The 13,597-nt window shown below is 42.3% G+C and carries 12 protein-coding genes; all 12 read left to right on the forward strand.

All coding sequences use genetic code 11. From position 1 onward, the window contains the following. The first annotated feature begins 5 nt into the window (after positions 1 to 5). The 12 genes from asnB (at position 6) to MKZ03_RS08060 (ending at position 13,582) form a co-directional block, all read left to right on the forward strand. Positions 6 to 1,973, forward strand: a complete 1,968-nt coding sequence (asnB, locus tag MKZ03_RS08005; RefSeq protein WP_334749156.1) for an asparagine synthase (glutamine-hydrolyzing) — start codon at positions 6 to 8, stop codon at positions 1,971 to 1,973. Positions 1,974 to 2,035: 62 nt separating this feature from the next. Then, positions 2,036 to 2,308 (forward strand): YlmC/YmxH family sporulation protein, encoded by a 273-nt coding sequence (locus MKZ03_RS08010; RefSeq protein WP_012010001.1) that lies wholly within the window; start codon positions 2,036 to 2,038, stop codon positions 2,306 to 2,308. Between the two features lie 123 nt (positions 2,309 to 2,431). Next, on the forward strand, positions 2,432 to 3,334 hold the full coding sequence (dpaA, locus tag MKZ03_RS08015) for a dipicolinic acid synthetase subunit A (protein WP_334749159.1): 903 nt from the start codon (positions 2,432 to 2,434) through the stop codon (positions 3,332 to 3,334). After that, positions 3,331 to 3,924: a dipicolinate synthase subunit B gene (gene dpaB, locus MKZ03_RS08020; RefSeq protein WP_060596299.1), complete on the forward strand. Its 594-nt coding sequence runs from the start codon at positions 3,331 to 3,333 to the stop codon at positions 3,922 to 3,924. Before dpaA ends, dpaB begins: the two co-directional genes overlap by 4 nt. A gap of 139 nt (positions 3,925 to 4,063) precedes the next feature. Further along, entirely contained in the window at positions 4,064 to 5,083 is a 1,020-nt protein-coding gene (gene asd / locus MKZ03_RS08025) for an aspartate-semialdehyde dehydrogenase (RefSeq protein WP_034662256.1), read from the forward strand. Between the two features lie 92 nt (positions 5,084 to 5,175). After that, positions 5,176 to 6,390, forward strand: coding sequence for an aspartate kinase (gene dapG, locus MKZ03_RS08030; RefSeq protein ID WP_034662253.1), 1,215 nt, complete (start codon positions 5,176 to 5,178; stop codon positions 6,388 to 6,390). A gap of 30 nt (positions 6,391 to 6,420) precedes the next feature. Then, positions 6,421 to 7,287 carry a 4-hydroxy-tetrahydrodipicolinate synthase gene (gene dapA / locus MKZ03_RS08035; protein WP_044142095.1) on the forward strand — a complete coding sequence of 289 codons (867 nt, stop codon included), beginning with the start codon at positions 6,421 to 6,423 and terminating at the stop codon, positions 7,285 to 7,287. Positions 7,288 to 7,458: 171 nt separating this feature from the next. Then, positions 7,459 to 9,126, forward strand: coding sequence for a ribonuclease J2 (gene rnjB, locus MKZ03_RS08040; protein WP_066030894.1), 1,668 nt, complete (start codon positions 7,459 to 7,461; stop codon positions 9,124 to 9,126). A gap of 119 nt (positions 9,127 to 9,245) precedes the next feature. Then, positions 9,246 to 9,974: a ClpP family protease gene (locus MKZ03_RS08045; protein ID WP_034662249.1), complete on the forward strand. Its 729-nt coding sequence runs from the start codon at positions 9,246 to 9,248 to the stop codon at positions 9,972 to 9,974. Further along, positions 9,971 to 10,207, forward strand: coding sequence for a YlzJ-like family protein (locus MKZ03_RS08050; RefSeq protein ID WP_060596305.1), 237 nt, complete (start codon positions 9,971 to 9,973; stop codon positions 10,205 to 10,207). Before MKZ03_RS08045 ends, MKZ03_RS08050 begins: the two co-directional genes overlap by 4 nt. A gap of 111 nt (positions 10,208 to 10,318) precedes the next feature. After that, entirely contained in the window at positions 10,319 to 12,691 is a 2,373-nt protein-coding gene (locus MKZ03_RS08055; protein WP_334749168.1) for an FtsK/SpoIIIE family DNA translocase, read from the forward strand. Positions 12,692 to 12,856: 165 nt separating this feature from the next. Beyond that, complete coding sequence (locus MKZ03_RS08060; RefSeq protein WP_060596309.1) at positions 12,857 to 13,582, forward strand: GntR family transcriptional regulator; 726 nt, start codon at positions 12,857 to 12,859, stop codon at positions 13,580 to 13,582. Positions 13,583 to 13,597 lie beyond the last annotated feature (15 nt).

A 13,597-nucleotide genomic window follows, 5' to 3' on the forward strand; every position in this document is an offset into this window, starting at 1 on the left:
GAGCCATGTCTATGTGCGGCATTGCAGGCTATTGTCATTTTAACCAAGCACCACTCGATCCTCACATCTTACTGAAGATGAAAAACGCACTTGCTGTGCGAGGACCTGATGATAGTGGTGTATATCAAGATGACTCAGTTGGTTTGGTTCATACGCGGCTTTCAATTATTGATATTCAATCTGGGCCGCAGCCAATAACAAATGAAGATGATTCTATATGTGTGATTCTAAATGGAGAGATTTATAATTTCAAAGAATTAAGAGAGAACTTATGGAATAAAGGCCATTTGTTTCGTACGCAGACAGATACAGAAGTGCTTGTTCATGGCTATGAAGAATACGGAATTTCCTTTGTTGAGCAATTGAACGGAATGTTTGCAGCTGCGATATGGGATAAAAAGAAGAAAGCACTTTATTTGTTTAGAGACCGGTCTGGGATTAAACCGCTGTATGTTTCAGAATGTCGGGGAGGTCTTATTTTTGGATCGGAAATGAAGGCTCTTTTTCAGCATCCCGATATACAAACTGCTATTCAGCCGGAGGCTGTTATTAGTTATTTATCCTTCCGTTATTCGATCGGCGAGCAGACTTTCTTTCAAGGAATTCAAAAATTACCCCCAGGTGTCATCTTGAAAATAGATGAAACAGGCATATCAAAAGAGGCCTACTGGCAATATCCTCTCCCTGCTGATAGGATCGATCGGGGAGAACGTTATTATCAAAAGGAATTGTTTGAATTAATTCAAGATAGTGTGCAAAAACAGATGATGTCTGATGTGCCTGTGGGAGCTTTTTTGAGTGGGGGGGTGGATTCGACTTCGATTGTCGCTTTGATGTCCAAATATGCAAACGAGAATATTCATTGTTTTTCGACCAGCTTTGAAGAGGAAGGCTTTTCTGAAGAAAGCTATGCCAAGCTCGCGGCAGATCAATACAATGTCAAGCTTCACTCACATCGAATGAGTGAAGAAGAGTACTTTCAATTATTGCCTGAAGTTGTGAAGCGAAGAGATCATCCTCTTTCTATTCCTCATGAAGTCGCTTTTTACCATATGTCACGGGAAGCAAAAAAGCACGTGACGGTTGTTTTATGTGGTGAAGGAGCGGATGAATTGTTTGCAGGTTATGGACGTGTCTTTAGGAGTCCAGCAGATTGGCGGAAAATTTTATGGCTTCAAAAAAACCGAAAACTGTCCTCCATCCTTTCAAAGGTATTATTTGAACCATCCTTTCAGCAGCAGGTGCATCAATTGATCCACCTTGAAGGTGAGATGGATCATTACAAAAAAAGGTATGCATGGTTTACTGCTGGCGAAAAAGAGCAGCTTTTAAGTCGTCACGCTGATTCAATTGATCCTCCTAACTCGCACATGAACAAGTTTATCGCCCATTGTTTTCAAAAGATGGAGGGTGCGTCGTATGAAAATAAACTGCTCTATTTATTTCAGCAGATTCATTTACCAAATCTGTTAGACCGGCTGGATATTATGACGATGTCACATGGACTAGAAGCGCGTGTTCCATTTCTGGATCATCGCATCATCCAATTTGTCAATGACATGCCCTTCAAATATAAGCTTCCTTATAAGGGACTGCCTAGCAGGCTGCAAGCATTTTTTCAGTCGAGTCTCAAAACAAGTGAGGTACAAGACATTCCGAAATATATGTTAAAAAAGACAATGGAGCAAACGGTGGATAAGCGTATATTATATAGAAGAAAAATGGGTTTTCCGGTTCCAGTGTATCATTGGATGAGCAAAAGGATGAAAGAAATCGAAGAGAAGCTTCTTGATCAACAAAGCTTTGCAACAGAACTGTTTCAAAGAAAGCCACTAGAGCAATTTTTACGAAATGATCCGAATCAGAAAAACAAAAATGGAGCGGATCAAAAAGTCTGGATGCTTTACAACTTGGAATTATGGCATGATCACTACATGAAAGGGACGCGGCTTCCTCTCCAAACTAGTCATTAAAGAGATCTGGTCTATTCCTTTTGCCTGCTGCATATATGATACGGAAGGGAAGTGATGCGATTTTGAGGCTGAGTGAACTGTCAGGAAAAGAGATCGTCGATATTAAAAGAGCGGAGCGGCTTGGCGTGCTTGGGCAAACCGACCTTGAAATCAATGAACAGGACGGTCAAATAACAGCACTCATCATACCTTCGGTGAAGTGGTTTGGCTTTCGAAAGCAAGGAAATGACATCCGCGTCCCGTGGAATCACATTCAAAAAATAGGATCAGATATGATCATTCTCGATGTGCCTGAAGCACTTCAGCCACCCGGAGAAAAAGAGCATCCATCATAAATGGGTGCTCTTTTTCTTTTCTCTCTCCGATTTGTTCACAGGCTGAATCCTCTCCTCATATGCTAGAAGGGAGATTCAGAAAATATTACAGACTTTTTTAAATAAAGAAGGTGAACGGTCAGTATGTTGAGCGGTTTAACGGTTGCGGTGATCGGGGGAGATGCAAGGCAGCTTGAAATTATTCGCAAGCTGTCACAGCAGCATGCCAAAGTGTTTTTGGTTGGATTTGATCAGCTGGATCACGGATTTATCGGTGCTGAAAAGCTGAAAATGTCAGAACTTCCATTCGAACAGGTAGACAGTATGATCCTGCCAGTATCAGGGGCAACGGATGAAGGTGTTGTTGCGACAGTTTTCTCAAATGAGCAGGTTTTGCTGGAAGCAACATATTTAGAAAGAACCCCTGCCCATTGTACCTTGTACTCAGGTATTTCTAATACGTACTTAGACAATCTGGCAAAGCAGGTGAACCGAAAACTTGTGAAGCTGTTTGAGCGAGATGATATTGCCATATATAACTCTATTCCAACAGTTGAAGGGATTATCATGATGGCCATTCAGCAAACGGATTATACGATTCATGGATCACGTGTTGCTGTTCTCGGGCTCGGAAGAACAGGACTCACCATTGCCCGCACATTTCGGGCACTCGGTGCGGACGTAAAAGTAGGGGCAGCAGATACAGCTCATTTAGCGCGGGCCTTTGAAATGGGAATTGATCCATTTTCAATGGACCAGTTAAAAGAAGAAGTAACGGATGTAGATATCATCATCAATACCATTCCAAGCCTTGTATTAGATTCATCTGTCATCGTCAGCATGACACCAAAGACACTCATTTTGGATATCGCCTCCCGCCCAGGAGGAACAGACTTTGACTTTGCACAAAAACACGGAGTGAAGGCGCTTCTTGCACCAGGACTCCCGGGGATTGTTGCACCAAAGACAGCAGGGCAAATCATTGCAAAAGTGCTTTCTGGGCTCTTATGTGAACTTGCAGAGGAAAAAAGGGGGATGGAATCATGACAACATTAAAAGGGAAAAGAATCGGCTTTGGCTTAACTGGTTCCCACTGTACGTACGAAGCTGTTTATCCGCAAATCGAAGCACTTGTAAAAGAAGGAGCAGAAGTTCGTCCAGTGGTGTCATATACGGTCCAGAGTACGAATACAAGATTCGGAGATGGGGCTGACTGGATTGAGCGGATTGAGAAGCTGACTGGCTTTAAGGCGATTGACTCAATCGTTAAAGCAGAGCCGCTCGGACCTAAGCTGCCACTTGATTGTATGGTCATTGCTCCATTAACAGGGAACTCGATGGCGAAATTCGCAAATGCCATGACAGACAGCCCTGTTTTAATGGCTGCAAAAGCAACCATTCGAAATCATCGTCCTGTCGTTTTAGGAATTTCAACAAATGATGCGCTAGGCTTAAATGGTACAAATCTGATGAGGCTGATGTCGACAAAGAATATTTTCTTTATTCCATTTGGCCAAGATGATCCATTTAAAAAACCGACCTCCATGGTCGCAAACATGGATTTGCTTTCTCAAACAGTAGAAGAGGCGCTCCAGCATAGACAAATTCAGCCGATTTTAATTGGAGCAAACGAATAATAGATTCACTAGAAAATCATGAAAGATTCAAAAAAGATGCTTCAAGCCTTGCTTTTCTATGGTAAAATAAAATGTAAAAAGTCATAGGATGGCCATCCGAAAGAAAAGAATCATGGATGGGTCGGAAGGAGTTTTACTGATGGGAAGAGGATTGCATGTAGCTGTAGTTGGAGCGACTGGAGCTGTCGGTCAACAAATGTTAAAAACACTAGCTGACAGAGATTTTGAAATGGATACACTGACTCTACTATCCTCAAAACGTTCTGCTGGAACAAAAGTGACATTCAGAGGTCAAGAGTATACCGTTCAGGAAGCAACACCTGAAAGCTTTGAAGGAGTGAACATTGCATTATTCAGTGCTGGAGGAAATGTTTCCAAGGCGCTAGCTCCTGAAGCAGTCAAACGAGGTGCGATTGTTGTAGACAACACAAGTGCTTTTCGTATGGACGAAAACATCCCTCTTGTCGTACCAGAGGTAAACGAAAAAGACTTGCATGACCATCAAGGAATCATTGCAAACCCTAACTGTTCAACGATTCAAATGGTAGCGGCATTAGAACCGCTTCGTCAGGCGTATGGCATGAAAAAAGTCATCGTGTCCACTTACCAAGCCGTATCAGGTGCAGGACATGAAGCCATTGACGAACTATACAGCCAATCACAAGCCATTTTAAATAAAGAAGATGTAAAGCCGGAAGTCATGCCTTATCAAATTGCATTTAATGCGATTCCGCAAATTGATAAATTCCAAGACAATGGCTATACATTTGAAGAAATGAAAATGATCAACGAAACGAAAAAAATTATGCATATGCCAGAGCTAGAAGTAGCGGCAACATGTGTGAGACTTCCAATTGAAACAGGACATTCAGAATCTGTCTACGTCGAACTAGAATCAAATGACGCAACAGTTGACGACATTAAGTCAATTCTTAAAGATGCACCAGGCATTACACTGCAAGATGATCCGTCTCAGCAAATTTATCCAATGCCTGCAGATGCTGTTGGAAAAAACGACGTATTTGTCGGCCGCATTCGGAAAGATTTGGACCGTCCAAACGGGTTCCATATGTGGATTGTATCTGATAACCTGCTAAAAGGCGCTGCATGGAACTCAGTTCAAATTGCAGAAAGCTTAAAAGCATTAAAATTAGTTTAACATTCAATGGATGATGAGGACGAACAGAAGAGAGTTAGGCATCTTTCGCCTGCTCTCTTCTGTTACGTCAGAATGAACTTGGAGTGAAAACAGTGAAAATAATTGTCCAAAAATTTGGCGGTACATCTGTCAAAGATGATCAAGGTAGAAAAAGGGCACTTGCACATATCTTATCGGCAAAAGAGAAAGGCTATAAGTCGGTTGTCGTCGTTTCCGCAATGGGACGAAAAGGCGACCCTTATGCGACAGATACGCTGCTTGGTCTGCTTTACGGCAGCGCGCAGCATATGACAAATCGAGAAAAAGACTTGCTCGTTTCCTGCGGAGAGAATATTTCAGCTGTTGTGTTTTCAAGTATGCTGAATGAAAACGGGCTAAAGGCTGTAGCAATGACAGGCGCACAGGCGGGCTTTGTGACAGATAAGGAGCATACGAGTGCGAAAATTATTGATATGAAGTGTGAACGTCTCGAGGCGGCACTGTCTGAACATGATGTTGTCGTTGTTGCTGGGTTCCAAGGAGCTGCGAAAAATGGGGACGTGACCACAATCGGACGAGGCGGCAGTGATACGTCCGCAGCTGCTTTAGGTGCTGCATTACAGGCAGACTTTATTGATATTTTTACAGATGTAGAAGGCGTCATGACAGCAGATCCCCGCATTGTTGAAAATGCAAAGCCGCTCAGAGTCGTGACATATACGGAAATTTGCAACCTTGCATATCAAGGGGCGAAAGTCATTCACCCGAGAGCTGTCGAAATTGCGATGCAAGCAAAAGTACCAATGAGGGTCCGTTCAACATACTCTGATGATGAGGGCACACTCGTCACGTCACACTACTCAGATAAAATGAGCCATGATGTGTACGACCGCCTCATTACGGGTATTGCACATGTCAATGATGTGACGCAAATCAAGGTCCCGGCAAAAGAAGGGCAGTACAGCGTCCAAACAGAGGTCTTCAAGGCTATGGCTAACGCACAAATCAGTGTCGACTTCTTCAACATTACACCGAGTGAGATTGTGTATACAGTGACAGGTGCAATGACTGAAAAGGCAACATCGATCCTAAAAGATCTTGGCTATACGCCAATTGTGACAACAAATTGTGCGAAAGTGTCAGCTGTTGGCGCAGGCATCATGGGTGTACCAGGTGTCACATCTAAAATTGTATCGGCTCTATCTGAGCAAAACATTCCGATTTTACAATCGGCTGACAGCCATACGACCATTTGGGTGCTAGTGAACGAAGAAAACATGAGAGCGGCTGTCAATGCCCTGCACGAAGTGTTTGAACTTTCAAGATAAATGTGATTGAATCATGATGAGGTGAAAAAAATGAATTTCGGAAATATCGCAACAGCTATGATTACACCTTTTGATAAAAAGGGCAACATTGATTTCCAAAAGCTATCAATTCTCATTGATTACTTATTAAAAAACGGCAGTGACTCTTTAGTCGTTGCAGGGACAACAGGCGAATCGCCAACTTTATCGACTGAAGAAAAAGTCGCTCTTTTTCAGCAATCGGTGAAATTAGCAAATGGTCGTTGTAAAATCATTGCAGGAACAGGCAGTAATAATACAAATGCGTCTATCAAACTAACGAAAAAAGCAGAAGAAGCGGGCGTTGATGCAGTGATGCTTGTCGTACCTTACTACAACAAGCCATCACAGGAAGGCATGTATGCACACTTTAAAGCCATTGCCGAGTCTACATCTCTTCCTGTCATGCTTTACAATGTACCAGGGAGAACGGTTGCGTCATTAGCCCCAGAAACAACTATTAAACTTGCGCAAATACCTAACATTGTCGCGATCAAAGAAGCAAGCGGTGATCTTGATGCCATGACAAAAATCATTGCAGAGACACCAGAAGATTTCGATGTATATTCAGGTGACGACAGCTTAACACTTCCAGCTGTATCTGTTGGTGCAAAAGGAGTGGTCTCTGTGGCGTCTCATATCGTAGGGCTTGATATGCAGCAAATGCTGAAAAGCTATGCTTCAGGTCAAACGGCCAATGCCGCATTGATCCATCAAAAGCTGCTCCCAATCATGAAACAGCTTTTCACAGCGCCAAATCCAACGCCTGTCAAAACAGCTCTTCAGCTGAAAGGACTAGATGTCGGATCTGTTCGTCTTCCGCTTTTACCTTTGTCAGAAGAAGAGAGACTGGATTTAAGCAGCGTTTTAAACAGCTGATCAAAACAAAAGATTTCGTAAGCGGTCATTCTCAGATGTCCCTGAGTATGACCGTTTTTTATACATAAACACTTTCTTAAAATGTGACTTCATCTTGTTTTCTAAAATTAGATTCAGTTATAATAGCATTAAGCGATGATGGACGGGCTTGAGACTAGGAGGATAAGAATTTTGAAAAAGAAAAATACAGAGAACGTAAGAATTATTGCACTGGGAGGCGTTGGAGAAATCGGGAAAAACCTATATGTCATTGAAATTGATTCTGACATATATGTGGTAGATGCAGGCTTGATGCATCCAGAAAACGAAATGCTAGGCATTGACGTCGTTATTCCTGATATCTCTTATTTAACAGAACGTGCTGATCGGGTGAAAGCAATTTTTCTTACCCACGGACATGATGAAGCAATCGGAGGCGTATTCCATTGCTTAAGCAAATTGTCTGTACCAGTTTACGGAACGAAGCTGACCCTTGCGTTACTTCGAGAAAAATTAAAGCAGTATGGCTTCAATCAAAAAGCTGACTTGCGTGAGGTACATGCAAAATCAGTCATTACGTTTGAAACAACAAAGGTATCATTCTTTAGAACGAATCACAGCATCCCTGATTCAGTTGGGATCAGCTTTAAAACCTCTCTTGGTTCAATCGTATGCACAGGTGATTTTAAATTTGATCAAACCCCAGCGCTTAACCAAGCCTGTGACATCGGAGAGATTGCGAAAATTGGAAACAATGGCGTTTTAGCACTTCTTTCAGACAGTGCGAATGCTGAAAAACCAGGTTATACACCTTCTGAGGCGCTCGTCCAAGACGAAATCTCAAATGCGATGTACAATGCTGAAAATCGAGTAATTGTCGCTGTATCTTCATCTAACATTAACCGCGTGCAGCAGATCATTAATGCAGCGAATCAAAATGGCCGTAAGCTTGCCGTAGCAGGGAAGAATATGATGACGACTCTTCAGCTGGCGATCAAACTTGGTTATGTCACAGCAGACGAAGAATTATTTGTACCAGTTCAAGAAGTGAAGAAAATGGCGAAAAACGATGTGGTCATCCTGACAGCTGGAAGCCACGGAGAGCCTCTTGCTGCTTTAACAAAAATGGCAAAACAAAATCACAAACAGCTTCATATTGAAAAAGATGACACTGTTGTGATTGCATCTACACCTCTTCCAGGACAAGAACTCACATATTCAAAAACAGTGGATTTCCTCACAAGAAGCGGCGCACAAGTCATTTTTGCGCAAAAACGTGTGCATGTCTCTGGACATGGCTGCCAAGAAGAGTTAAAGCTGATGCTGAACTTACTAAAGCCAAAGTATTTAATTCCGGTGAATGGCGAATATCGTATGCAAAAAGCACATTCTCGTATTGCTGAAGAAGTGGGAATGAAACGAAGTGACATTTTCTTGATTGATAAAGGGGATGTTGTAGAGTTTAGAGGACAGAACGTAAAAATCGGTGAAAAAGTTCACCAAGGCAATATTTTGATCGATGGTCTTGGCGTTGGTGATATCGGGAACATTGTGCTACGCGATAGACGCCTATTGTCTCAAGATGGTATCTTAATTGTCGTTATTACGCTTGATAAACAAAAGAAACAATTAATTTCTGGACCTGAAATCATCACAAGAGGATTTGTGTATGTCAGAGAATCCGAAGAGCTGATTGTAAAAGCGACAGAAATGGTCAAAGGAATTGTCAAAGAGCAAACGGAAAACTCAATTGTTGAATGGTCAACATTGAAACAATCCATGCGCGATGTACTCAATCAATTCCTATATGAAAAAACAAAACGTAAGCCCATGATCATTCCAATTATTATGGAAGTGTGATGTGAAAGCCCAAGGAGCATAAGCTCTTTGGGCTTTTTTGATGTGGCACTAGGAATGCGGATTGAATACGGCCTTCTTGTTCATAATAGAAGGAGAGTTTGAGGAAAGGATGGAGACAAATGGACGAAAAGAATGAACAGCAGCCTGAGCGAAAGCCAGAAGAAAAAGACAGCATTATGAGCAAAATACAGCAGCTTGGTGAAACAGCCATACCACAGCTGCCGCAAGATACAAATATACATTGCCTCACCATTATTGGACAAATTGAAGGCCACATGCAGCTTCCGCCACAAAATAAAACAACCAAATACGAACATGTCATTCCGCAAATCGTCGCAGTTGAACAAAACCCGAAAATTGAAGGTCTTTTGATCATCTTAAATACAGTAGGCGGCGATGTTGAAGCGGGACTAGCGATTGCAGAAATGCTTGCATCTTTATCGAAACCGACTGTATCGATTGTACTTGGCGGCGGCCACTCTATTGGTGTCCCGATTGCTGTATCGTGTGACTATTCCTATATTGCAGAAACAGCCACGATGACCATTCATCCTGTGCGTTTAACTGGTCTAGTGATTGGTGTCCCGCAAACCTTTGAATACTTAGATAAAATGCAGGAAAGAGTCATTAACTTTGTAACAAGCCACTCCAATATTACAGAAGAGAAGTTTAAAGAGCTCATGTTCTCAAAAGGCAATTTGACAAGAGACATTGGAACAAATGTTGTTGGTCATGAGGCAGCAGAATACGGACTCATGAATGAAGTAGGCGGCGTAGGACAAGCGATTAAAAAGTTGAACGAACTGATTGGAGACAGGGCATCTCAAAACGAGGGGCTGATCCAATGATTTTATATACACCTATGCCATATGAAGCCATTTACGCGGAGGAACAAGGAGACCGCAAACTTCAGCAGGTAAACATCCAAGGCGTGCCAGTTATGGTTGAAATGAAAGAGGATGAAGCAGAAATCGTTCAAGTCATGAGTACCAATCCAATGGACTTTCTGAATCAAGAGCTTGCACCAGGCAAGCGATTGAAGTTACAATTAGGCACCAATCAAACCGACTCATATGAATGATTCTATGCTATAATAAAGGGAAAACTTACAACAAGATGCAGCCAAAACCAGGCTGCTTTCTTTCTGATCTTTTCGGTAGGTTATATTTTCTTTCGTAGTAAGGTGATGAGTATGGCTAAAAAGAGAAAACGGAAAACGAGAAAAAAACAAAATAAACAGCTAAAACTGAAATATGAATTAAATGGGTTAGTCTGTATTGCCATAGCGATCATTGCCATTTTACAGCTAGGCGTCGTTGGACAAACCTTCGTACATTTATTCCGATTTTTTGCAGGTGAATGGTTCATTCTCTGCCTTATCGGATTATTTCTTTTTGGCGTGACCATCTTCTGGAAAAAACAAATCCCAGATATGTTGACAAGGAGAAAAGCAGGGCTATACTGCATCATTGCGAGTATCTTGCTTTTGTCTCATGTGAAGCTCTTTCAGCACCTTTCATCTGCGGGCGCAATAGGCTCTCAAAGTGTGATAAGAAATACATTTGAGCTTTTCTTAATGGATATGAAAGGTGAGACTGGGTCACCTGATTTAGGAGGCGGCATGATCGGTGCCGTATTATTTGCTGCTTCATATTTCTTATTTGCGCAAGCAGGCTCTCAAATTATGGCAATCGTTCTGATGCTGATTGGAATTGTGCTGATTACAAATCGTTCTCTTCAAGAAATGGTGAAAAAAGTGACACTGCCTGTCTCACAATTTATGGTGAAGCAGTGGAAAGCGTTTGTTGAAGATATGAAAGGAATCAGGCAGGCGAAAAAGAGCGCGCCCCCTCAAAAAACAGGTGAAAAGAAAAAACGGTCTCGTATTCAGGAAGAGGACGATGATGATCAGATCTTGATCGAAGAGGAAACGCCGGTTTCAGACAATAGCCAGCCAATCATCTCAAGCTTTGCTGATAGAGATGACATTCTCACCCCGCTCGTTCAAAAAGAGCAGACGGCAAAAGAGACAGAGCCTCTTCAAGAGTCTGTGCAAAGTGCACCAGTTCCATCAGATACACCCGATGAACCAAAAGAGGCGCCGCCGATGACATTTACTGAACTTGAAAACAAAGATTACGAATTGCCGTCACTTGATATTTTGGCAGAGCCGCAGCACTCAGGGCAGCAAACAGACAAGAAAAATATATACGAAAATGCAAGAAAGCTTGAAAAAACGTTTCAAAGCTTTGGTGTAAAAGCAAAAGTCACACAGGTTCACTTAGGACCGGCGGTCACAAAATATGAAGTCTATCCAGATGTCGGCGTGAAGGTAAGTAAGATCGTCAATCTTAGTGATGACTTAGCCCTTGCTCTCGCAGCAAAAGACATTCGGATTGAGGCGCCGATACCTGGTAAATCAGCCATCGGTATTGAGGTTCCTAATGCAGAAATCGCGATGGTTTCTTTAAAAGAGGTATTAGAATCGAAGCAAAATGACCGTCCTAATGCGAAGCTGCTGATTGGACTGGGCCGAAATATTTCTGGTGAAGCCGTTCTGGCTGAAATGAACAAAATGCCGCATTTACTTGTAGCAGGCTCGACTGGAAGCGGAAAAAGTGTGTGCATCAATGGTATTATCACAAGTATTCTTATGAGAGCGAAACCTCATGAGGTGAAAATGATGATGATTGATCCGAAAATGGTTGAACTAAATGTGTATAATGGCATTCCGCATCTGCTCGCACCGGTTGTAACGGACCCTAAGAAAGCCTCACAGGCACTTAAAAAAGTAGTCAGCGAAATGGAGCGCCGCTATGAATTGTTTTCCCATACGGGGACAAGAAATATTGAAGGATACAATGATTACATTAAACGAATGAATCAATCAGAAGAGGCCAAACAGCCAGAACTTCCTTATATTGTTGTCATTGTAGACGAGCTTGCAGATTTAATGATGGTCGCTTCCTCTGATGTAGAAGATTCCATTACAAGACTTTCGCAAATGGCTCGTGCTGCCGGGATTCATTTAATTATTGCTACACAAAGACCTTCTGTCGATGTCATTACAGGTGTCATTAAAGCCAACATCCCATCTCGCATCGCCTTTAGCGTGTCCTCGCAAACAGATTCAAGGACGATCCTTGATATGGGTGGCGCAGAAAAACTGCTGGGCAGAGGGGATATGCTGTTTCTACCGGTAGGTGCAAACAAACCGGTTCGTGTGCAAGGCGCCTTTTTATCAGATGAAGAAGTGGAGCATGTCGTTGATCATGTGATCACCCAGCAAAAAGCACAATATCAAGAAGAAATGATTCCAACTGAAGAAACGCAGGATCAGCTTACAGCTGTGGATGACGATTTATATGATGAAGCAGTGGAACTCATCATCGGCATGCAGACGGCTTCTGTCTCTATGCTTCAAAGAAGATTCCGCATCGGCTATACCCGAGCGGCCCGCCTGATTGACGCAATGGAAGAGCGAGGCGTTGTCGGCCCTTATGAAGGAAGTAAACCGAGAGAAGTCCTGCTCTCAAAAGAACAATATGACGAGCTCTCTTCATAAATCGAAGAGAGCTTTCCTAAAAAAGAAGTAAACGATAGTATGATTATGTTAACTGGAAGTCAGACTATTTATTTATTTGCAAAAACATGATATAGTTGTGTTCAACTTATCTCGGAATAGAGATTTCTCATCTTATCATTTGCATTGATTAGACGGAGGGAAAACATGTCGACCAAAACAGACAATCGCCATTTATATTTGAAAGTGATTGACCGTATTAAAGAAGATATACAAACAGGCGTATATGCAGAAAAAGAAAAGCTACCTTCTGAGTTTGAGCTCTCAAAGCTTTTAGGCGTGAGCAGAGCGACACTGCGTGAAGCCCTTCGTGTATTAGAAGAAGAGAAGTATTTAATTAGAAGGCATGGTGTGGGAACGTTCGTCAACTCAAGACCACTCTTTTCAACAGGCATAGAACAGCTGGCAAGTGTCACGAAAATGATCGAGCAGGTCAATATGACGCCTGGTACCATCTTTTTATCCTCGCAAGAAGGGGAGCCGACAGAGAATGATGTGATTCGTTTTCAGTGTGATGAATCTGATGAGATTTTTTCAATGGAACGCGTTCGAACGGCAGATGGACAGCCAGTGGTATATTGTTTAGATAAAATTCCGGTCAAGCATCTTCCCGCTTCTTTTACACATGAAGAAGAGTCTCTTTTTGAGCTGTTTGGAAGAGAACCACACAGCGGGATTAAATATGCAGTTGCTGACATCGAACCAATCGGCTACCACGATCAGGTTTCACCGATACTCGAATGTGACCCTGAAACAGCATTATTATTACTGAAACAAATGCACTATGATCAGGATGATCAGCCGGTCTTATACTCGCTTAATTATTTTCGAGCGGATAAATTCAGCTTTCATGTGATACGTAAACGATTTTAACAAGCAGTCGCTTCC

It is taken from the genome of Bacillus sp. FSL R5-0431, assembly GCF_038002985.1.
Taxonomy (GTDB): Bacteria; Bacillota; Bacilli; order Bacillales; family Bacillaceae; genus Bacillus.